The 22,987-nt window shown below is 36.3% G+C and carries 15 protein-coding genes; 12 read left to right on the forward strand and 3 right to left on the reverse strand.

Annotated features, from left to right (window positions below):
• Positions 1 to 336 precede the first annotated feature (336 nt).
• From tig to ESZ26_RS15940, 9 genes are all read left to right on the forward strand, one after another.
• Positions 337 to 1,644: a trigger factor gene (gene tig / locus ESZ26_RS15900; protein ID WP_146800442.1), complete on the forward strand. Its 1,308-nt coding sequence runs from the start codon at positions 337 to 339 to the stop codon at positions 1,642 to 1,644.
• Between the two features lie 229 nt (positions 1,645 to 1,873).
• Entirely contained in the window at positions 1,874 to 2,482 is a 609-nt protein-coding gene (gene clpP / locus ESZ26_RS15905) for an ATP-dependent Clp endopeptidase proteolytic subunit ClpP (RefSeq protein ID WP_083278125.1), read from the forward strand.
• An 80-nt stretch (positions 2,483 to 2,562) separates the two neighbouring features.
• Positions 2,563 to 3,840 (forward strand): ATP-dependent protease ATP-binding subunit ClpX, encoded by a 1,278-nt coding sequence (gene clpX, locus ESZ26_RS15910; protein ID WP_146800443.1) that lies wholly within the window; start codon positions 2,563 to 2,565, stop codon positions 3,838 to 3,840.
• Positions 3,841 to 3,998: 158 nt separating this feature from the next.
• Positions 3,999 to 6,347 carry an endopeptidase La gene (lon, locus tag ESZ26_RS15915; RefSeq protein ID WP_146800444.1) on the forward strand — a complete coding sequence of 783 codons (2,349 nt, stop codon included), beginning with the start codon at positions 3,999 to 4,001 and terminating at the stop codon, positions 6,345 to 6,347.
• A 291-nt stretch (positions 6,348 to 6,638) separates the two neighbouring features.
• The gene (gene hupB / locus ESZ26_RS15920; RefSeq protein ID WP_070374161.1) at positions 6,639 to 6,914 is read left to right on the forward strand and encodes a nucleoid-associated protein HU-beta; all 276 of its coding nucleotides are present in this window, start codon (positions 6,639 to 6,641) and stop codon (positions 6,912 to 6,914) included.
• A gap of 197 nt (positions 6,915 to 7,111) precedes the next feature.
• Positions 7,112 to 9,025, forward strand: a complete 1,914-nt coding sequence (locus ESZ26_RS15925; protein WP_146800445.1) for a SurA N-terminal domain-containing protein — start codon at positions 7,112 to 7,114, stop codon at positions 9,023 to 9,025.
• An 87-nt stretch (positions 9,026 to 9,112) separates the two neighbouring features.
• Positions 9,113 to 9,721, forward strand: coding sequence for a class I SAM-dependent methyltransferase (locus ESZ26_RS15930; protein ID WP_146800446.1), 609 nt, complete (start codon positions 9,113 to 9,115; stop codon positions 9,719 to 9,721).
• A 289-nt stretch (positions 9,722 to 10,010) separates the two neighbouring features.
• On the forward strand, positions 10,011 to 10,877 hold the full coding sequence (locus tag ESZ26_RS15935) for a class I SAM-dependent methyltransferase (protein ID WP_146800447.1): 867 nt from the start codon (positions 10,011 to 10,013) through the stop codon (positions 10,875 to 10,877).
• Positions 10,870 to 11,631, forward strand: coding sequence for a type 1 glutamine amidotransferase domain-containing protein (locus ESZ26_RS15940; protein ID WP_146800448.1), 762 nt, complete (start codon positions 10,870 to 10,872; stop codon positions 11,629 to 11,631). The genes ESZ26_RS15935 and ESZ26_RS15940 overlap by 8 nt, the downstream gene beginning before the upstream one ends.
• 39 nt (positions 11,632 to 11,670) lie before the next feature.
• On the opposite strand, the gene ESZ26_RS15945 is transcribed toward ESZ26_RS15940, so the two are convergent.
• On the reverse strand, positions 11,671 to 12,192 hold the full coding sequence (locus ESZ26_RS15945) for a VF530 family protein (RefSeq protein ID WP_146800449.1): 522 nt from the start codon (positions 12,190 to 12,192) through the stop codon (positions 11,671 to 11,673).
• 66 nt (positions 12,193 to 12,258) lie between these two features.
• A complete protein-coding gene (locus tag ESZ26_RS15950; protein ID WP_146800450.1) occupies positions 12,259 to 13,092 on the reverse strand; it encodes an SDR family NAD(P)-dependent oxidoreductase in 834 nt (277 codons plus the stop codon).
• 80 nt (positions 13,093 to 13,172) lie between these two features.
• Here ESZ26_RS15950 and ESZ26_RS15955 point away from each other — a divergent pair, with 80 nt between their 5' ends.
• Positions 13,173 to 13,982, forward strand: a complete 810-nt coding sequence (locus ESZ26_RS15955; RefSeq protein WP_146800451.1) for a crotonase/enoyl-CoA hydratase family protein — start codon at positions 13,173 to 13,175, stop codon at positions 13,980 to 13,982.
• Positions 13,983 to 14,219: 237 nt separating this feature from the next.
• On the opposite strand, the gene ESZ26_RS15960 is transcribed toward ESZ26_RS15955, so the two are convergent.
• Positions 14,220 to 16,769 (reverse strand): EAL domain-containing protein, encoded by a 2,550-nt coding sequence (locus ESZ26_RS15960; protein ID WP_146800452.1) that lies wholly within the window; start codon positions 16,767 to 16,769, stop codon positions 14,220 to 14,222.
• Positions 16,770 to 17,195: 426 nt separating this feature from the next.
• On the opposite strand from ESZ26_RS15960, the gene ESZ26_RS15965 reads away from it, so the two are divergent.
• Positions 17,196 to 21,155: a response regulator gene (locus ESZ26_RS15965; RefSeq protein ID WP_146800453.1), complete on the forward strand. Its 3,960-nt coding sequence runs from the start codon at positions 17,196 to 17,198 to the stop codon at positions 21,153 to 21,155.
• 2 nt (positions 21,156 to 21,157) lie between these two features.
• Complete coding sequence (locus ESZ26_RS15970; RefSeq protein ID WP_146800454.1) at positions 21,158 to 22,816, forward strand: CheR family methyltransferase; 1,659 nt, start codon at positions 21,158 to 21,160, stop codon at positions 22,814 to 22,816.
• The last annotated feature ends 171 nt before the right edge of the window (positions 22,817 to 22,987 follow it).

Below are 22,987 nucleotides of genomic sequence, written 5' to 3' on the forward strand. Positions count from 1 at the left end.
AATTTATTGCACTTAAATAAAGTCAGCACACATTGTTTTTACTCGTTTTATCGCTCATTTAAAAAATAAGTCAAAAATAACGTCATTAAGGGGTCGACTCTTATAACAAGCATCGCTATAATTTCGCGTCATTATTTTAAAATCTAGGTCTTTATCATGCCTTTTAAACCTCGCTGAGCGAGGAACTATTTATTGGTATTGATATTTACTCTGATTTTTCGGGCTTCTGTAGCGTTGGTTATAGGGCTACAAACGTCACACTCTTTGGCTAATTAAGCTGTGAAGTAGTTGTGTTATTGAAAGCGTTACTAAAACGCTAAGTTTTGAGGTATTAAAATGCAAGTTTCAGTAGAGACTACACAAGGTTTGGAACGTAAGTTAACTATTTCTGTTCCTGCAGAATCAGTAGATGTAGAAGTTAAAAACCGTCTTCGTCACATATCAAAAACCCAGCGAATTAATGGTTTCCGTCCAGGCAAAGTTCCTGCGACTGTTATCCAAAAGCGTTACGGTCAATCAGTTCGCCAAGAAGTTGCTGGCGAATTAATGCAACGTAACTTTGTTGATGCAATTGTTGCAGAAAAAATGAATCCAGCTGGTCGTCCAAGTTTTATTGCTAAAAGCAATGAAGACGGCAAAGCGCTAGAATTTGAAGCTACTTTTGAAGTTTACCCTGATGTTGCTTTAACAGGCTTAGAATCAATTAACGTTGAACGTCCTGACGTTGAAGTTACTGATGCTGATTTAGATGAAATGTTTATTACATTACAGAATCAACATAAAACGTGGAAAGAAAACAAGCGTAAAACTAAAGCGGGTGACAAACTTGTTTTAGATTTTACTGGCCGTGTTGACGGTGAAGTTTTTGAAGGCGGCGAAGCTAAAGATTTCGAACTTGAATTAGGCGCTGGTCGCATGATCCCTGGTTTTGAAAAAGAAATTACTGGCATGAAAGCTGGCGACGAAAAAACAATCAAAGTGACTTTCCCTGATGATTACCATGCTGAAAACCTTAAAGGTAAAGAAGCAGAGTTTGATATCGTTCTTCACAAAACTGAAGGTCCAGTATTACCAGCAATCGATGAAGATTTTGCCAAATTGTTTGGTGTTCAAGACGGTGGCGTAGCAGCATTACGTACTGAAGTAAGCACTAACATGACTCGTGAGTTAACCCAAGCGGTTAAAGCTAAAGTTAAAGAGCAAGTCATTGAAGGCTTATTAGCCGCTAACGATGTTGAAATTCCTAAAGCGCTAATCGCTCAAGAAATTGACGTTTTACGTAAGCAAGCAATGCAACGCTTTGCGGGTCAAATGGATCCTAATAACATGCCAGAGCTTCCAGCTGATATGTTTGAAGAGCAAGCTAAACGTCGTGTTAAAGTTGGTTTGTTACTCGGTGAAGTGATCAAAGTTAATGAATTAAAAGTTGACGAAAATAAAGTTAACGAATTAATTGCATCAGCGGCATCAGCTTACGAAGATCCAAAAGAAGTTATCGAGTACTACGCAACAAACAAAGAGCTTAATCAACAAATGCAAAATGTTGCATTAGAAGAGCAAGCTGTTGAATTGTTACTCGCAAGCGCAAAAGTTAACAATAAGAAAGCAAGCTTTAAAGATATAATGAATCCAGAAGGTAAATAAGACCGAGCCTTTTAAGCTTCTTGCCATTGAGCAAAGAAACTTAGTTGTCTTAGTCGCTACCATTTGCTTAGATTTGTCGCACTTTAGTGAAACAAATGTGAATTGGTAGACCTTTTAGATTGACATTATGTCAAGCAATCGCTTAAATGGCTGGTATGGGGACATACGAGCCATTTTTTATATAGAAAGGAAATTTTAGTTGTTTACTTCTCAAAATAATTCTCAGAAAATCACCAGCACTATCGATAGTGCTTTAGTGCCAATGGTTATTGAGCAAACACCTAAGGGTGAGCGCTCGTTCGATATTTATTCAAGACTTTTAAAAGAGCGTGTTATTTTCTTATGTGGTCAAGTTGAAGACCATATGGCTAATTTGATTGTTGCTCAGTTATTATTTCTTGAGTCTGAAAGTCCTGATAAAGATATATACTTATATATTAATTCGCCTGGTGGTTCGGTAACTGCAGGTATGGCTATTTACGATACGATGAAGTTTATTAAGCCGAACATCAGCACCGTATGTATTGGTCAAGCGGCTAGCATGGGCGCATTCTTATTATCAGGCGGTGAAAAAGGTAAACGTTATTGTCTACCTAATGCCCGTGTGATGATTCATCAGCCACTAGGTGGTTTCCAAGGTCAAGCATCTGACTTTGAAATTCATGCGAAAGAAATTCTTTATATCAAAACTAAATTAAACACCTTAATGGCCGAGCACACTGGTCAGTCATTAGAGAAAGTTTCTCATGACACCGACCGTGACAACTTTCTAAGTGCAGAAAGTGCGGTTGAATATGGATTAGTTGACTCCATATTAACAGAACGATTAGATAAATAATTTCACAACTTTGTGATCTAGATAATTTATGAAATACTTAACAGTATCTGTATTAGAAATTAAACAAATTGAGGTTCCGTATGACCGATATTAAAAATGGTGACGGTGATAACGGCAAGCTTTTGTATTGTTCGTTTTGTGGCAAGAGCCAACATGAAGTCCGTAAACTTATTGCTGGTCCGTCAGTATTTGTTTGTGATGAATGTGTTGAACTGTGCAACGATATTATTCGTGAAGAAATAAAAGAAATTTCCCCGAAAGAAGAAAAAGAAAGCTTACCAACACCGATAGAGATCCGTGAAAGTTTAGACGACTACGTTATTGGTCAAGATCACGCGAAAAAAGTATTAGCGGTAGCGGTTTATAATCACTATAAACGTTTACGTAATGGCGACTCTCACAATGGTATCGAGTTAAGTAAAAGTAATATTTTACTTATAGGACCAACGGGTAGTGGTAAAACATTATTGGCTGAAACCTTAGCGCGTTTACTTGATGTGCCATTTACAATGGCCGATGCAACGACATTAACTGAAGCCGGCTATGTTGGTGAAGATGTTGAAAACATCATTCAAAAGCTTTTACAAAAATGTGATTACGATGTTGAAAAAGCCCAGCGTGGTATTGTTTACATCGATGAAATTGATAAGATTTCACGTAAATCAGATAATCCATCAATTACCCGTGATGTATCAGGTGAAGGTGTTCAACAAGCATTGTTAAAGCTTATTGAAGGCACTATTGCTTCAGTTCCACCACAAGGTGGGCGTAAACATCCTCAACAAGAATTTTTGCAGGTTGATACCTCAAAAATCTTATTTATCTGTGGTGGCGCATTTGCCGGTTTAGATAAAGTTGTTGAGCAACGTTCACATACAGGTGCAGGTATAGGTTTTGGCGCAGAAGTTCGCGGCAAAGATAGCAAAAAAACGCTAACCCAACATTTACAAGATGTTGAGCCAGAAGATCTAATTAAGTATGGTTTAATTCCTGAATTTATTGGTCGTTTACCCGTTGTGGCAACATTGACAGAACTTGATGAAGACGCATTAATTCAAATATTGCAAGAACCTAAAAATGCGTTAACTAAGCAGTTTGGTGCATTATTTGACATGGAAAACGTTGAACTAGAGTTTAGAGAAGATGCGTTAATCGCTATTGCACACAAAGCAATGGTGCGTAAAACGGGTGCGCGTGGTTTACGCTCAATCGTTGAAAGTGTCTTACTTGATACTATGTACGAATTGCCATCAATGAATAATGCGATAAAAGTTGTGGTCGATGAAACAGTAATAAAAGGTGAATCAAAACCTATTATTATTTACGATACACCGCAGGAAAAAGTAGCGAGCGAATAGCTGTTCATTGCTAATTTTCTAGGTATTTCGATAGAAAGAGTTAGATGACCTTGGTCATTTAGCTCTTTTTTTTTATCTATCCGTTGAAAGCCTTACTAAAATCCCCATATACTTTTTAACTACAATTTTTTCCCTACTGATTTTCGAGAGAGTAACCTATGACCGAAGAGTTATCTGGTATCAATGAAATTCCTGTTCTAGCCTTGCGCGACGTTGTTGTGTATCCCCAAATGGTGATCCCATTATTTGTAGGTCGCGAAAAATCTATTCGCTGTTTAGATATTGCGATGGAAAACGACAAGCAGGTTTTTCTTGTTGCCCAAAAAGATGCGGCAGTTGACGACCCTACAGCCGATGATGTTTATCGCGCGGGTACGATTGCCACTATTTTACAAATGTTAAAGTTACCTGACGGCACGGTGAAAGTGTTAGTTGAAGGTGCGCGTAGAGCGCGTATAACTCAATTTGTTGAAACACAAGAATACTTCACTGCCGATATCGAGTTTCTCGACGTAGAAACCGTTAACGAAGACGATTGTGAAGTCTTGGTTCGTTCCGCTATTTCTCAGTTTGAAGGTTATGTAAAGCTCAATAAAAAGATCCCCCCTGAAGTGTTAACTTCAGTTTCAGGTATCGATGATGCTGAACAATTAGCGGATACCATGGCTGCGCATATGCCATTAAAGCTCGCTGAAAAACAAAAAGTACTAGAAATAGAGAATGTTGCTCAACGTCTAGAATACTTAATGGCACTGATGGAAGGCGAAATTGACTTATTACAAGTTGAAAAGAAAATTCGTACTCGTGTTAAAAAACAAATGGAAAAAAGTCAGCGTGAATATTATTTGAATGAGCAAATGAAAGCCATTCAAAAAGAATTAGGCGATGACGAAGAAGGCTCAAACGAAGTTGAGCAGCTTGAAAAGCAAATTGAAGATGCGCAAATGCCAACAGAAGCTAAAGAGAAGACTTTAGCCGAAGTACGTAAATTAAAAATGATGTCACCGATGTCAGCTGAAGCAACCGTGGTTCGCTCATACATCGACTGGATGATCAGTGTGCCTTGGAAGAAGCGTAGTAAGTTAAAGCGTAACTTGAAGCTTGCCCAAGATATTTTAGATAAAGATCATTACGGTTTAGATAAAGTCAAAGAACGTATTTTAGAGTACCTAGCGGTTCAGCAACGTGTCAGTCAGCTAAAAGGACCTATTCTTTGTTTAGTTGGTCCTCCAGGGGTTGGTAAAACGTCTTTAGGACAATCTATTGCTAAGTCAACCGGACGTAAATACGTGCGTATGGCATTAGGTGGTGTACGTGATGAAGCTGAAATCCGAGGTCATCGCCGTACCTATATTGGTTCTTTGCCGGGTAAGTTAATTCAAAAAATTGCTAAAGTAGGGGTCAAGAACCCACTGTTTTTATTAGACGAAATAGACAAGATGGCTTCTGATATGCGTGGCGATCCTGCTTCTGCATTATTAGAAGTGCTTGATCCTGAGCAAAATACGACGTTTAACGACCATTACTTGGAAGTTGATTACGATCTATCGGATGTGATGTTTGTTGCCACTTCTAATAGTATGGATATTCCTGGGCCTTTACTGGATCGCATGGAAGTTATTCGTTTGTCGGGTTATACCGAAGATGAAAAGCTCAATATTGCCAAAAACCACTTACTCGATAAGCAAATTGGTCGTAATGGTTTAAAAGAAAAAGAAATTTCTATTGAAGACAGTGCCATTATGGGCATTATTCGCTATTACACCCGTGAAGCGGGCGTACGTAGCTTAGAGCGTGAAATTTCAAAACTATGTCGTAAAGCGGTAAAAGCGATTTTATTAGATAAAAAAATCAAAAAAGTCACCATCAATCAAGATAACTTATCTGAATTTTTGGGTGTACAACGTTTTGATTATGGTAAAGCCGATAGTGAAAATAGAATAGGTCAAGTAACAGGTTTAGCCTGGACATCTGTAGGTGGTGAGTTATTAACTATAGAGACAGCTTCTGTTCCCGGTAAAGGTAAATTGACTTACACCGGTTCATTAGGTGACGTGATGCAGGAATCGATACAAGCAGCGATGACGGTTGTGCGTAGTCGAGCCGATAAATTTCGTATTAATGCTGATTTTCATGAAAAACGCGATATTCATGTCCATGTACCTGAAGGTGCTACGCCAAAAGATGGGCCAAGTGCCGGTGTTGGTATGTGTACGGCATTAGTTTCTAGTCTAACCGGTAATCCGGTCAGAGCTGACGTTGCTATGACAGGTGAAATCACTTTACGTGGTGAGGTACTTCCTATTGGTGGCTTAAAAGAAAAACTCTTGGCTGCTCATCGTGGTGGTATTAAAACGGTCATTATTCCAAAAGATAATGAGCGCGATTTGGAAGAAATTCCGGATAATGTCAAAGGTGATTTGGTTATTCATCCGGTAAAATGGATTGAAGAAGTACTCGATATTGCCTTGGAGCACCCAGTAGAAAAATTTAAATTAGGTAAATGATTTGACAAAAATGCTGTTTTTTTAGTAAATAAAAGAAAAAATAGCAAAAAATTAACAAAAAACAGTGATTTTTGCTTTTCAAACACTGAAACTGTGTTAAGTTAATGTCGCTGATAACGCTAGACCCCCATCCATATATAGGATTAGGGTTTAGTTAAGATAAAAATAAATAATAAATTTTATTTTCTTAAACACAGTACCTGATGTTCAAAAGAAGCTCACTATAAAAGTTTCTGCAGGACGCTAAAACAAATGACGGTACTGAATAATAACAATTGAAGGGGAATACTTGTGAACAAATCTCAACTAATCGAAAAAATCGCTGCTGGTGCAGACATCTCTAAAGCTGCTGCTGGTCGTGCGTTAGATTCATTTATTGAAGCTGTTACAGACGAATTAAAAAATGGTGAGCAAGTTGCTCTAGTTGGTTTTGGTACTTTCTCAGTACGTGACCGTGCTGCGCGCACTGGCCGCAACCCACAAACGGGTGCAACTATTCAAATCGCTGCCGCTAAAATCCCAGCATTTAAAGCTGGTAAAGCATTAAAAGATTCAGTTAATCCATAATTATCTGCTTCATTTTTTGTAGATAAATTAGAAAAGCCTTTTTAAACGAAGGCTTTTTTTATTTTACACAGCCAATAAATAGCTTCATTTATATCACTATAAAAATAATTAAATCTTCGTCTGCTACTTCAAGGTCAGTGATGCTTCTGATAGAATCCTGAACAAAGATATATCTGTCGTAATAAATAGAGAAAAAGATGTTAGAAAATATTCGAGAAGGTTCACAGGGCTGGATTGCAAAATCAATCCTAGGTTTAGTTATTTTAACTTTTGCATTAGCGGGAATTGGTACTTATACCAACTCAGTTGACACATCTGTCGCTGACGTTAACGGTGAAAAAATATCACAAGATGCTTTTAATAAAGCTTATCAAGCACAACGTAATCGTATGGCACAACAATTTGGTGATATGTTCGAAACATTATCAGCAGATGAAAATTATATGGCGAATTTTCGCAACGGTATATTAGATAACTTAATCAATGAAAAACTCATTGATCAAAGTACGGTTGATATGTCGATTCGTGTTTCTGATCAGCGTATTAAGAGCACTATTCGCACGATGACTGAGTTTCAGGTCGATGGTGTTTTTGATAATAACCGTTATTTAGCGATGATTAACCAAGCGGGTTTTTACCAATCTTCAGATTTTCGTGACTATTTACGTGTTCAAATGACGCGTCGCCAATTAACACAAGCACTTGTTGCAAGTGAGTTTAACTTGCCGTACCAAGAAAAACAGGTAAATGCCTTACAAAACCAAAAGCGCAACGTTCGCTATGCAACGATTAACGCTGAACAATTTAAAGCCGGTATTGAGTTAACTGATGACGAAATTAATCAATATTACTTAGCTAATCAAGCCCGTTTTGAAAACGAAGAGAAAGTAAAACTTAACTACATCGCACTTGATGTTAACGATATTGCTAAAACAATTGAAGTAAGTGACGCTGACGTTAAAGCTTATTACCAAGAGAATATCGCCAGTTATCGTCAAGACGAGCAGCGTCGTGTTGCTCATATTTTAGTTGAGTTTGGTGATGATGAAGTTGCAGCGAAAGTTACTGCAGAAGCTTTACTAGCACGTGTTAATGGCGGTGAAGATTTTGCTACTCTAGCTAAAGAAAGTTCAGACGATACTTTCAGCGGTGAAAATGGTGGTGATTTAGAATGGATTGAACGCGGTGCCATGGGCGACGCGTTTGACGAAGGCGCGTTCGCGTTAACAGATGTTAACAGCGTAAGTGGTGTTGTTGAAAGTGACTTTGGTTTTCATATCATTAAATTAACCGACCTAAAAGCTGAGCAAGTGCAGGCCTTTGATGAAGTAGAAGTTGAACTGCAAGCGAAGGTAAGTCAATTAAAAGCGCAAAATAAGTTTTATGATTTACAACAAGAAATGGCACAATTAAGTTTTGAATATCCTGATAGTTTAGACGATGCAGCTAATGCCGTTGATTTAAAAATAATGACGACAGACTGGTTAAGCAAATTTGGCAATATAGCCCCGTTTGATAGCCCTAAAGCAATCGAAGTGGCTTTCTCTGACTTAGTACTGCAAGAGAACTTAAACTCAGACATTATTGAAATTAGTGATACTTTAGCGATTGTTATTCGTTTACAAGAATACCAACCAGCAGAAGTTAAGCCACTTAGTGACGTTACTGCACAAATTCGTGACACGCTAATTAGCGATAAAGCAACAGAACTAGCACAAACAACTGCTGACTCTTTACTTGTTTCATTTAAAGCAGGTAACGATATTAGTGAGCAGTTAACCGCGATTAACGCAACCTTTGTTGAAAAAGTCGATGTTGCTCGCTCAGGTGGTGATATTGCCCCTAGCTTAAGCCGTGAAGCTTTTAAATTACCTCACCCAGCGGAAGGTAAGATTTCAGCAACGACGGTAACATTAAATAACGGCGATTTAGCCTTATTAGAAGTTCAAGCGGTTACGGCGAGTAATGTTGAAAAGGCACTTGAGCCGAGAATGGCACAGCAGCAAACGCAACAACTTGCACAATCTGCTTACCAAAGCTTTGTTGAAGCATTGAAAGTTAATGCTGAAATTACTCGTAAAGTCATAACGGCGCCAGTATCTCAGTTTTAAATGGCTAAGTGACTCTGTCATAAGGCGATTAAGTAAAATTAACAATACTTATTAACGACTAGTATTGCATTAAATGAAGGCTGCAAATTGATTGCAGCCTTTTTTATTATCGATAGAAAAAATAAAAATAAAAAAGATAAAGCTATGCATTCATCCTTGTTGAACAAATATTTACCCGAACTTAGCCGCTATAAAGTTTCATTACCAATATTAGATCTAGCTTGTGGCAATGGCCGGAATGGTCTATTTTGTCTGCAGAATAAATTAGCGGTGAATTTTGCAGACAGTAACGCGCAATCATTAGCTAACGTTAAGCAAACAATAAATAATGCTGCAGATAAATATCAAGCGACTTTAGCTACTTTTTGGCACGTTGACTTTGAGCAAGGTGGTTCCCAGCCATTAGCTGAGCACAGTTATAGTGCGGTGATGGTATTTCGCTACTTACATCGACCACTTATAGAACAGATTAAAGCGGCGATAGTTCCTAATGGTCTCGTTATCTATGAAACCTTTACCTTAAGTCAAGCTGAACTCGGTCGTCCCAAAAAACCTGACTTTTTATTACAAATCGGGGAATTAGCCGAGCATTTTATTGATTGGCAAATTATTCACTATTTTGAAGGAACAACACTTTCAGATACCGGTGATCGTAGTCAAGCGATAGCACAAATAGTGGCGAGAAAACCTTTATAATTGCGCTCAGCGTTTTATTTACCAAGCTAACGAGCTGGCATTTTTGCTTATATAACCCTATGGCGAGGCGAAAAAGATTCATGTCGCCAATTAAGGATCCATAACAAAATCATCTTTATGCGAAATGGCAGCATCCGGTAAGCAAAGTACAAAGCCAGCACCTTAATTGCTAACTGTTATCAATTAAGAAAATAAGTGGGTTTTAGCGTTATTTTAATTATCACTGAAATTCTGCACTTTGCGTGTTAACGGTATACAATGCTTATTTTACTATCCTATAAATATCATTATGTATATTGATCCTAAATGGCGCGTTTTAACGGTTGGCGATGGCGACTTATCTTTTTCTGCATCCTTACTCAAACATCATCAACTGCAACAACTGACAGCAACCATTTATGACAATATGGCTTGTTTACAAGAAAAGTACGGCGATGATTATTATCAGCAGTTACAGCAGGACAATTGCCAAGTAATCACAGAATTCGACGTAACCGATAAAAGTACTTGGGGAGTGTTAGCTAAGAAATCATTTGATTTGGTGATTTTTCAATTTCCATTACTTCCCGCTTTTTCTTCTGAACAAGCTTTTCAAGCTCAGTGCCAACAATTAAGTGTGAATACCTTAAACAGAGCTTTACTGAGAAAATATCTGTTGAACTGCTTTCAATACTTCCTCGATGAAAATGGTGCAAAACTTGCGTTCATCACATCAAAGAATGTTAAACCTTATCTGCAATGGAATATTGAAAAAGCGTTAATCACTGATACAGATATCAACTATATTGGTCGCTTTTTCTTTGACATCACTAAATTTCCAGATTATAAAGTGAGGAATGTAAACAGAGATAAACATGTTAAATCAACACAAGGGACAACTTATATATACAGCCAAGCGTCTTTAGAAAACTGTAAAGCGACATTTGATGCTCATAGCGACGACTATATAACGTATAACCGCAAAAGCAGGGTGCCAGAAGACAGAACATGCCTAGCTTGTCGAACAGGAGCTTTCGCCACAGACCACGACAAGCAAATGCATTTAGCCACCAAGAAACATCAGCAAATGTTCGCCTACGAGCAGCAATGGACTTATTTCTTGCAACAAGAACACGCGGACAACGAAATCTTAAATAGGGTCAATAAAGATGCATAATAAAAAAGTACTGATCCCATTACCGCGCTATGGTTGCGATCCTTCAGAAGTCGCTATTCCTTGGTTATTGCTAAACGAACAGCAGATTGAAATGACTTTTATAACGCCTGATGGCAAGGTCGCGACGGCTGACGATATAATGCTGACGGGAAAAAGTTTGGGCTTGCTCAAGCCCTTATTACAGGCTCGGCAAGATGCAATAAAAGCCTACCGTCAACTGGAAGAATCAGTTGAATTTAATAAGCCCTTATCTTACACCGATGTCAAAGCCAGTGACTTCGATGGGCTATTGTTACCGGGAGGGCATGACAAAGGGGTAAAAGAATATTTAGAATCAGCGGTATTACAAAGGTTGGTGGTTGATTTTTTTAATGAAAATAAACCTGTCGCGGCTGTCTGCCATGGAGTATTAATTCCAGCGAGAAGTATTGATCCTAAAAGTCAAAAGTCGGTCATCTATAATTATCAATGTACTGGGCTATTAAAACGTCAAGAACTTATGGCTTTCCAATTAACGCGACTTTGGTTAGATGATTATTACTTAACGTATCCAGAAACAACCACAGAAGATGAATTAGTGGCAGCACTTGCCAGTAAAACTCAATTTATTGCCGGCAGTTTGCCATTAGCTCGTGATGATTTACAGCACATGTCACGTGGCTTTATCGTTAAAGATAGAAACTACTTATCGGCGCGATGGCCTGGAGATATTTACAATTTTAGTTTGACATTTATTGATATGTTGACAGATTAACCTTGTGGTTAACCTGTCAATTGAATGCTTATGTTGATGTTACTTCGGAGATTCTGAGTAAGGGTTTGAAGCTGCACTCGCTGGTTTTGAGCGTTCAGGTTTTTCTGTACGACGAGCAAAACCCTGTTCATTTTTATCTTTATAGCTACCCTTACTACTACTTCTGCTATCTCGACCGTGTGATGAAGGTTTGTTGTCAGAAAAATTTGACGATCTGATTGTCGGAATAGGCGCTTGTCCTAAAATGAGTACAGCAGGGTCTTTAGGTTTTTGGCGTGCAGGTATCACTCGCAGACGTGGTGGAATTTCATATTGTTCATCATCTGCTTTCGGCAAGTTCTTAAATTGGTACAAATAAAAACGTTCCATTTTTTCACGTGCCCATTCGGTCTTACGCAAAAACTTTAAGCTAGATTCAAGACTAGGCTTGTTTTTAAAACAATTAATATTGGTATATTCCGCTAGAATTTCCCAACCATAATGATCAAACACTTCATTTAATAGTGTATCTAATTTAAGCCCGTGCAAAGGATTATTGAGTTGTTCGTTTTCTAGCGTCATGAGATTCTTTTTTACTAAACAGTTATAGCGATATTATATACGGATATGTTGACAATGTACTCGCCTTTATTGTGTTTTGTTTTTGTAACGCTTTTTTGCTTTTCGCCCTTTTTTATAAAGTGTCGGTCTGAGAAAGCGTCTTAGTGAAGGAAATAGATAAGAAACAGTGGTTAACCAACCGCTTGAACGAGGTAAGGTAATTTCGACTTGCTCACCTTTGGCAACGCAAATTATGGCATCTGTGACTTGTTGCGGACTACTCATTGGCTGAGAAAATACAATATCTTCCACTTCATCAATTTCAGACATAATAAAACCAGTATTGATTGGCCCTGGAGAAACCAAGCCAACGATAATACCTGAGCCTTTTAATTCATCAGCGAGTGCGTAGGTAAAAGCACGTAAGCCAGATTTAGTCGCACAATAGGTTGCTGCACCTTGTAATGGTGTGCGGCCAGCTAAAGATCCAACATTAACTATGCCACCAAAGCCGCCATTAGCAATGCTCCTGCGAATATAAGGTAAAATTAATGTGCTAAGTTCTATGGGCGCACGGAGATTAACGTCAACCATTTTGGCTAATTGCTCAGCGGTGTTATGTTCAACATTACCACGCTGGTGATAGCCAGCATTATTAATAAGATAATGAATACCGCCAAATTTTTCCTGTGCACTGACCAGCATTTTTTGGCAATCTGCCGAATTAGCGACATCCATCGCGATAGTTAACACAGACGTTTCAACTGAAAGTTCTTTGTCTATCTCGTTAAGTGCTTGTTGCCCTCTTGCCAATAAAACTAAATTAGCCTTCATTTTTGCTAATGCTCGAGCGGTTTCTGCACCGACGCCTGCCGATGCACCGGTGATGACGATTGTTTTTCCTTGAAAATAATTATTCATGTTAATGCTTCCAGTCAAAATTTTTTATTTACTTCTCAGGTATACAAGGTTATTTTATTCTGGTCTAACCAGAGGTCAGTATGCCAGAAAAAACTGTATTGTTAACTATCGAAAACAACATTGCTTATGTTGCACTTAATCGCGCAGATAAACATAACGCTATTAATATGATGATGTTTTATCAGCTTGATAAAATTATTAAGCAATTACAAAAAGACAAAACACTCCGTGCGGTAATTGTCCATGGTAAAGGTGTAGATTTCTGTAGTGGCTTAGATGTGAAGTCAGTGATGAAGGCACCTATTAATATCCTAAAACTACTGTTTAAATGGTTACCCGGACAATCCAATTTAGCGCAACGTGTCTCTACGGGCTGGCGAAAAATACCAGTACCTGTGATCATGGCTTTACATGGCAGAGTATGGGGTGGCGGTTTACAAATAGCACTCGGTGGTGACTTTCGTTTTGTTGAACCAACCGCGACCTTATCTATTTTAGAAGCGAGGTGGGGGCTAATTCCTGATATGGGAGGAAGCTTAGCACTAAAAGAACATTTACCGGCTGATCAAGCCAAGCTGCTCGCGATGACCGGAAAAGAAATTTCTGCACAACAAGCGCTTGAATATCATTTGATCACTGAAATATCTTCCGATCCTATGGCTTCTGCAAAAGCGTTAGCAGAAACCCTTATCCAACAATCACCTGATGCTATTGCCGGCGTTAAAAAACTCTACAATCAAGTATGGTGGCGCAGTGATCGTTTTACGTTAGCACGAGAAACTTTTTATCAATTAAAAGTTATGCTTAGCAAAAATCAAAAGATAAAAAGTTATAACCAAACACATGATACAAGTGAAGCTAAAATATTTAAAGATAGGAGTTCTTGGTAGCGTGTGATACAAGGCAAGTAAATAGAAAAAGCATATATCATGCTTTCTTTCAGAGGCTAATGTTAAATTAAAACCTGAAAAAGGCTAAAGAACAAAGCTCCAGCCAAACTAATGGTTGGACACATAGTTAGTGCTTATCACTGCTTTAGTTATTGTGCACTTCAACGTTGAATCTACGGGTTATGATGTATGCTAATTATAAAATCACAATGTTTATAGTGGTTTAGGAGAACTGTTTTAAACGCTGAGAGCATAACGTTCATGCATCAAAGACATTTCTTGAATTAGCTCCTCATAAATATATTCCAGCCCTATTATCCCTTGTAAAACTTCTTTATATTGAGCATTTTTATGTAACTCTAATAACTCTTCAGATAGAGTGTGCATACTCTCATGTAAATTATTAACTTTATTCAAAGTGTTAACGGATTCAAAATAGTTATCACCATATTTCTTTAATAACTTGCTAAAATGGCAATCATGAATATTTTGATACTCATAGTTGTTACTTTCACACTTTAAAAATGCAACTATGTTTTTAAGCCCTAAGCGTTTTTCTACAATAGCCATAAGGAATTTAGATTGCGCATCATTTAATAAACTTTGCTTTGTCCATGAACTGTCTGGCTTCCACTCACCTAGCCAATCGATAAACTTATCACTTGGCATAGGACGCCCTATAACATAGCCTTGAGCAAGTTCACATCCGAGTTGTAATAATATTCTACCATGTTCTAATGTCTCTACACCTTCTGCAATAACCTGCATCCTAAAAGCATCAGAGAGACTAATAACACCTTCTATGATCGCAAGATCATTGGGGTCGTCTAACATATCTCTTACAAAGCTTTGATCAATCTTGATATAGGTTAGCGCTAATTTTTTAAGATAGCTTAATGATGAATAGCCGGTACCGAAATCATCTAGAGCAAAGTGTACGCCAAATTCTCTGCAACGGTTAATGACTTTTGATGCTTTGGGTAAGTCTTCAAGTCCACTTGTTTCAAGGATTTCAATTTCTAGAAAAGAAGGTTTTACATTTGGAAATTCTAATAAAATCTTTTCAAATTGTTCAAAAAAGTTACTTGATAAGAGTTGTAGAGCGCTAATATTAACACTTATTGGTATGTGTATACCCAAACTCTGCCAGTGTTCTATTTGCTTGAGAGCCGATCTTATTACCCACTCCCCAAGAGAAATAGACAATGCATGACCTTCCATTATAGGCAAAAACTCATTAGGCGGTACCAGACCTTTTTCAGGGTGTTCCCAACGAATTAGCGCCTCTGCCCCTACAACTTCACCGGTTCTCATATTGACTTTAGGTTGATAATAAAGCACAAACTCATCGGTATTCAGTGCTTCACGTAAACGTTGAATCTGCTCAAAGCGTTCTCGTACTAAATCATCTTCCTTGGTATCAAAAATATGATAGCGATTTTTTCCAGATAATTTTGCTTCAAACATGGCTTGATCAGCTTGGCGTAACAGATGATCGGGATCAATTCTTTCAGCTTGAGGGTAAAAAGTAATGCCAATACTTGCTGAAACTTGGATCGAGAGTTTATTAATAAAAAATTGTTGTGCTGCTGAATTAAGTAAACGGGTTATTAATGACAAGCTACTTTTAATATCAGGTAAGTTTGACAGTATTATAACAAACTCATCGCCGCCAATTCGAGCAAGCGTATCTTCTTTGCGTAATATTCCCTGCATTTCTTTTGATAATGCTATAAGCAATTGGTCGCCTACATCGTTTCCATAGGTATCGTTTACGGCTTTAAAATTATCAATGTCAATAACAACAACAGCTAACGATTGATTGCGACGTTTTACTTGTTTCATGTTCTGTTGCAGGCGATCTGCTAATATTATACGATTACTTGGTAGACCCGTTAACGTGTCGTAATGCGCCATATATATCAGCTTTTCTTCCGCTATCTTCCGCCCTGAAACATTATTAATAAGCAGTCGTAACTCGAGTGCATTGTAATTTTTTTCGGTAGTTGCACTTAAGTACGCCCAAAATATAGTCTTATCAGGTTGTACAATTTTTAATTCACACTCTGCATGGTTACTAGGTTCTGAAAGTGCTTCGGAAAATAGTTTATAGGTATGTTGATAATCTTTTGCTACAAAACTTGCAAAGGATTTATTTATTAATTCGTTCTGGCCAAGCCCTAACAACTTTGAAGCTGAAAGGTTTGATTCTTGAATCATACCTTCTTCATTAAGGGTGCAATAACCGATAGGAGCTAAATTATAAAGATCAAAATAGCGTTGTTTAGTTTCTTTGAGTTCTTTTTGACTACGTAGTAAACCGAATGTCTTTTTATTTACCATCTGGTCAAGATTTTTATTGAATAATATAAGCTCTTTTTGTTTGGTAAAAAGCTTTATGTAAACTTTTATTTTTGCTAAAAAACTATATTTTTCAATTGGTTTTGTAAAGTAATCAATTGCGCCAAGCTCAAAGCCATGTTGAACAAACTCTTCTTTTTTAAAGGTAGCACTGAGAAAAACAACGGGAATATTCTTTGTTTTAGCATTTGATTTTAAGAATTTAGCCACTTCAAAACCATTCATACTTGGCATTTGTATATCTAAAATAATTAAATCAATATCTTCACTTATAGAGATTTGTAAACACTCCTCACCACTGAGTGCCCTTATGGTATTTAAATTTTCAAGTTTTAATTTATCAAGCAGATTTTCTAATATATAAAGATTCTCATTAAGATCGTCCACGATAAGAATATTTATCTGTTCATTTTTTTTATCTATCAAAACAAATCCATTTTTTTTTCAATTAATGCAGCTATTACTTATGTATATCACGTATTGCATTGAGTGTCAGGACTTGTTTTTTGAAAATTTTGTATTGATTGGGATAAATTTATGGGGATAAAATTTTTAACAACAAAACCAAAAATACCACACCGCTTATCTTGTCTATCTATATAGTTGATATATTCAAAAATAACAAATTTCAACCGTATGCAGTCATCATCTTACCTTTAAGTTTGGCTGGGTTTAGGTTTTTATAATCGGTAATTGGCTATAGACATGACTAAGACTCGCTTCCGTTAATGATTAAAACTGATTGCTTGGTTTTCCACAATTGCCCTGATAATTAGTGCTATAGTGATCATAATTAAAAAAAGGATGTACTAATGATTAAACATACGACACTCGTTAAAAAAGGATGCACTAATGATTAAAGATATGACATTAGTTAAAAGAATATCTCTGCTTAATTTTTTTTCTATGCTGGGTATCATTATAATTTTGACATTAGGTTTATTCAGCCTGAGCGTGATGAATGATAATTTCAATCAAGTTATAGAAAAAGATGCAGCTAAAGCTATATTGAGTAAAGATATAAAAGCAAACCTTCTTGAAATGCATAGGTCGGAAAAAAATGTAATATTATCATTGACTCAAGAAGATATGCGCGGGTACAATAATGATTTTTTAGCCGCTCAAGGTGAGATTGAAAAAAACATTGTCGACTTAACAATAATTATAGATAAGGAAAACCTTGCAAAGCTAGAAGCGATTAAAACCTTCTACGGTAGATATTCCAATGTCTATGAAGACATCTATAATTTAACCATAAAAAATTCAAATCAAAAGGCTAAAACACTACTGAATGTAGATGCTATCAACAAGATAGAAATTTTAGATACACTCACTGATGACCTCGCTTTAATTATTAATAATGAGATGTTAAGCGTAGTCTCAAATTCAAATTCAAATTCTAAAGTTATAGCCTCAAAGCTACAAGCATTAACACTTATCTCTTCTATAGAGTCTACTATTTTAAAATCGGTAAGAGATGCTGGTCGTTCAATTTTATTAGTCGATGCAGATAAAATCAAAAAGGTGGCTGAGCGTTCAAATTTCTCATTATTACAAGTAAATAGAGATGCTAGAAAGCTGAGAGCTATTACTGACAAGGATAAAAATACAAAAATTGATCAGATAATCGTTGCACTTAGAGCATATGAAAAAGTGCAATCAGAAGTACTGAACTTAGCGATTAAAAATACAAATCAAAAAGCACTTGAACTCTCTACAACAAAGTCAAAAGGGTATATTGCTAAAGCAAGTGAACTCATCTCTGAAATAGTAAGCTACAACGATAAAAGAATGAATGAGGCAAAGGTACTCTCTGATACTCGATATAATGAGGCATTTAGTCGTTTACTTATAATTTTTAGTGCTGTTTGTATTTTCTTGATTTACTTTTCTGTTATTACCTATAAATATTTTAATGAAAAACTCGACACGGTTTATAATAAAATAGACATCATTAAAACGGGTAAATTTGAAGATGACAACGATGCAAGTGAATCTCTCGACGAATTAGGCATGATAGCAAGCGCTTTAAGTATTTCAATAAAACTTTTAAGAGAAAGTGATGTTAAATCGACCAATCAAAATTGGGTAAAAGAGGGAGTAAACACATTAAATCAAGAGTTGAGTACTCAAACTGATACTGTTGAAGTAAGTCATAAATCAATTCACTTCTTATGTACCTATCTTAATGCGGGTATTGGTTCATTATATATTTTTGATGAAGAAACAGAAACGTTAAAACAATACGCAAATTATGCTTATGTTCAAAGAGAAGAAATAGCAAACAAGTTTGCATTAGGCGAAGGTACTGTCGGACAAGTAGCACGTCAAAAAAGCCCGATACAACTTAAAAATATTAAACGAACACAACTTGTGGTAGACACAGGCACAACAAGTGAACCGCCTTTAAATACCTATACATTCCCTTTAATTTACCAGAATAAACTTTTTGGGGTCATTGAAATTGGTTCTAGTGAAATATTTGATGCAAATGCAGCAGAGTTTTTCTTGTTAGCCAATGAGATTATTGCCACTGCACTCTCTTCTTCTAAACAGAGTCAAAAAGTTCAAAAACTGCTAGAAGAAACGCAAATTAAAAATCAAGATATTGAAAAAGCAAACGTTCAAATGCAAGAGCAGCAGCAAGAACTTGAAGAAGCAAATGCTCAAATGGAAGAGCAGCAACAACAACTTGAAGAAGCAAACGCTCAAATGGAAGAACAGCAGCAACAACTTGAAGAAGCAAACGCTCAAATGGAAGAGCAGCAACAACAACTTGAAGAAAAAAATCTTACCCTTGAAGAATCTCAGCTCGCTTTAGACAAACGAGCAGATGATTTGGCTATGTCTAGCAAATATAAATCAGAATTTTTAGCCAATATGTCACATGAACTTCGAACACCACTTAACTCCATTATCTTACTTTCCGATATGTTACAAGATGATATGTTTGGACACTTAGATAAAGAAGAGATTAAAAAAGCTTCAATTATTCATAATAGTGGCAATGAATTACTGAGACTTATAAACGATGTGCTTGATCTTTCAAAAGTTGAAGCAGGTAAAATGGATGTTATCGTAGACTCATTTAAATCAAGTACCTTTAATGAAGAGATTGGGGCACAATTTGAACATCAAGTCGAAGAAAAAAACCTAAAGTTCATTACGTCAGATAGCTATAAAGGCGTAATTCGTAGCGATAAAGATAGATTGGCACAAGTTGTGCGCAACCTGATCTCTAATGCTTTAAAATTTACAAAGCAAGGAACAATTTCTTTAGATATAAAAAATGGTGACAATGACAGCATTGAAGTCTCGGTGAGTGATACCGGTATTGGCATATCCAATGATCAATTAAAAAGTATATTTGAAGCGTTTCAACAGGCTGATGGAGGTACCAGTAGAATCTATGGTGGTACAGGACTTGGTCTCTCTATTAGTAAAGAGCTTATCCATATGTTAGGTGGAGAAATTCGGGTAATATCTAAGATTAATGAAGGAAGTACTTTTAGCATTATAATCCCAAATATGAAGAAAGGTACAAATGAAGATACAGATGTAAATAAGCATACAGATGTAGATAATCATCAAGAAATAAAATTAGCACAAACTAATACGTCTATTATCGAAAGTATTGATGATGATAGGGGGCTTTTAACTGCAGTAGATAAAGTATTTTTAATTATTGAAGATGACAGGGGATTTGCTGAGACCTTAAGAGAAAGAATCAATAAAGAAAATGAATATGCACTGATAGCGTTAAATGGTAAAGACGGCCTAGCATTGGCAAAAGAGTATGACGTAAAAGGGGTTTTATTAGATTTAGGACTTCCTGATATGAATGGAATAGATGTACTCAAAGAATTTAAAATGAATCCAAGCCTGAGAAAAATCCCGGTATATGTGATTTCTGGAGAAGAAAGGGCTAAACAGACACTAGAGCATGGTGCTATCGGTTATAGTTTTAAACCTGTTGCTAGGAATGATATTTCACATGCGATAGAGAAGATAAACTCTTTTAATGAGAAAAAAGTAAAAGATCTACTTTTAGTTGAAGACGATGACACGCAAAGAGAGGCTTTACTTGAATTTACTCAAAGTGGCACTGTTAAATCAACAGGAGTCTCTACAAAAGAAGCCGCCCTTAAAGAACTAGATAAAGGCATTTATGATGGCATTATTATAGATTTAGGCCTAGATGATGGCAATGGCTATGAGATATGTGAGTATATTAAAGAAAATAATATTCAAATTCCTATTATCATTTATACCGGAAAAAGTCTAAGTACTGAAGAAGAGCAAAAATTACGACAATACACAGATACCATAGTAATAAAAACGGTAGCATCACAAAAAAGACTTTTAGAAGAAGTTGATATTTTTATGCACCGGGTAAAAGTTAAAAATAAGGGAAAAGTACAAAATATTAATGATATAGATTTAAGTGGCACAAAAATATTGGTTGCCGATGATGATATACGAAATATTTATGTGTTGAGTGAAGCATTAGGCTCTAAGGGAGCAGAAATAATAACAGCAAACAATGGTAAAGAAGCCGTTGATACTTTAGATGAACATAGCGACATAGATGTCATTCTAATGGATATTATGATGCCCGTTATGAATGGCTATGAAGCAACAAAAATTATTAAAAGTAATGCTTCAACAAAACATATCCCTATTATTGCAGTAACGGCAAAAGCGATGGCAGAAGACCAAGTTAAAGCACTTGAAGCTGGATGCGATGACTATATATCAAAACCTTTAAAAATGGATATTTCATTAGGTATAGTAAAGAGTTGGATTAGCTAACTATGGTACATGTTGCATTAGATAATAATACAAAAAAAATACTTGTTGAAGACGTAATTAACGCTTCAGATACTCGAGTATTAAAAAAAGAGCTATCTATTGGTTTAAAGAGTCTTACCTATGAAATTAGCTTTGTAGGTATTGATTCCATCCCTTATTGGCTGGTAAAATTCCTTCTAAAGATGAAGGATAATGTCGCTATTGAAACTACACATAGTGCCTTATGGGGATATTTGTCAAAACTAGGCATAAAAAACAATTTAAAAAATAGCTATGAAGCCGATGCCTCTATAAGCAGGGAGCCGGTTAAAGCGATAGTCTTTGGTGGAAGCGCGGGAAGTATTGAAAAAATAGTCAAATTGATAACGCTATTACCATATACAGACATAGCTATTTTTATTGTTGTACACCTTAGCCCAAATAAGAAAAGTCTTTTAGTCCCTATTATTCAAAATGTAACGCAATATGAAGTGTATGAAGCCGTTCACAACACGCAAGTGAGAACTAATTGTATCTATATTGCACCACCAAATTATCATTTAACCATAATCGATAATTACATGTACTTAGATAAAACGGCTCTTGTTAGTTATTCTAGGCCCTCTCTAACGACAACATTTAAGTCTTTGGCGTATGAATATCAAAGTGCTTTGGTTGTGGTACTATTGTGTGGGTATGGCAGTGATGGAACCCAGAGCCTAGCGGATTTAAAACAAAACAATAGTGAGGTTATTATACTTGACCCCAAAGAGTGTGAAGCTACGGCGATGCTTTTTAATGCTATTGAAACAAATAATTATTCGAAAATATTAACACTACAAGAAATTGCAACATATCTTAAATTACTGCTAAGTGTAGAAGTTGATATTGAAGATGAGATTGAAAATTTTTTAGAAAATATAAAATTGACTTACGGGTATGACTTTCTAAATTACGATAGAAACTCTTTAAGTAGAAGAATAGAATTAACGATGAAGCAAAGTATGATAAATAGCTTTGGAAAATTTAAAAAAAGTGTTTTTGAAGATGAGACCTTATTTGCAAAATTACTCAGTTCTTTTTCAATCAATGTAACCACTTTTTTTAGAAACCCGGAAGTCTTTAAAATGTTGAGGGAAGATGTTGTTCCTTACCTAGATACTTTTCCATCGATAAGAGTCTGGTGTGCGGGGTGTTCTCGTGGTGATGAGCCTTATAGTATCGCTATTATGTTAGATGAAATGGGTTTATTACATAAAAGTTTAGTGTATGCGACTGATTTTAATCCTCGTGTTTTAAACGAAGCAGGGAATGGTTTTTTTTCTAGCGATGATTTTACTAATTTTGAATCAAATTACATTAAAAGTTCGGGTAAAAAAGAATTGCGAAATTGGTTTGAATTTGAAGAAAATGTTATTGAGATAAAAGAACATATCAAAAAGAAAGTCTTGTTTTTTCAGCATAATTTAGTGACCGACGATTCTATTAATGAGTTTCATTTGATTTTTTGTAGGAATGTACTTATATATTTTAATCGAAACTTACAAAAAACAGTGTTCAATACTATAGATGATTCACTTTTTAAAGGGGGAATTTTAGTGCTTGGAGAAAGTGAAAAGCTACTCAAAGAATATGATTATAAGGTACTAGACAAGAAAATATATAAGAAAGGATTGGTGTAGTGAAGTAAGTGCCAATTAAGGTGTGCAGTTATAATGTTAGCTTAGACCCTGTAACAAAATCTGTGTAACTGCCTATCATTAATACCCATATAGGGTTTAGGATAGGCAGACTATGAATAAGAAAGAACTAGAAGTATTTGCTAAGCAAGCAGCCAAAGGTATTAAGTCCGA

The organism is Colwellia hornerae, assembly GCF_007954355.1.
GTDB classification, from domain to species: Bacteria; Pseudomonadota; Gammaproteobacteria; order Enterobacterales; family Alteromonadaceae; genus Colwellia_A; species Colwellia_A hornerae.

Bases quoted from the DNA above. Each gene is read 5' to 3' on its own strand.
- tig (WP_146800442.1), top strand. From the start codon at position 337: ATGCAAGTTTCAGTAGAGACTACACAAGGTTTGGAACGTAAGTTAACT.
- clpX (WP_146800443.1), top strand. From the start codon at position 2,563: ATGACCGATATTAAAAATGGTGACGGTGATAACGGCAAGCTTTTGTAT.
- lon (WP_146800444.1), top strand. From the start codon at position 3,999: ATGACCGAAGAGTTATCTGGTATCAATGAAATTCCTGTTCTAGCCTTG.
- ESZ26_RS15925 (WP_146800445.1), top strand. From the start codon at position 7,112: ATGTTAGAAAATATTCGAGAAGGTTCACAGGGCTGGATTGCAAAATCA.
- ESZ26_RS15935 (WP_146800447.1), top strand. From the start codon at position 10,011: ATGTATATTGATCCTAAATGGCGCGTTTTAACGGTTGGCGATGGCGAC.
- ESZ26_RS15940 (WP_146800448.1), top strand. From the start codon at position 10,870: ATGCATAATAAAAAAGTACTGATCCCATTACCGCGCTATGGTTGCGAT.
- ESZ26_RS15945 (WP_146800449.1), bottom strand. From the start codon at position 12,192: ATGACGCTAGAAAACGAACAACTCAATAATCCTTTGCACGGGCTTAAA.
- ESZ26_RS15950 (WP_146800450.1), bottom strand. From the start codon at position 13,092: ATGAATAATTATTTTCAAGGAAAAACAATCGTCATCACCGGTGCATCG.
- ESZ26_RS15955 (WP_146800451.1), top strand. From the start codon at position 13,173: ATGCCAGAAAAAACTGTATTGTTAACTATCGAAAACAACATTGCTTAT.
- ESZ26_RS15965 (WP_146800453.1), top strand. From the start codon at position 17,196: ATGATTAAAGATATGACATTAGTTAAAAGAATATCTCTGCTTAATTTT.
- ESZ26_RS15970 (WP_146800454.1), top strand. From the start codon at position 21,158: ATGGTACATGTTGCATTAGATAATAATACAAAAAAAATACTTGTTGAA.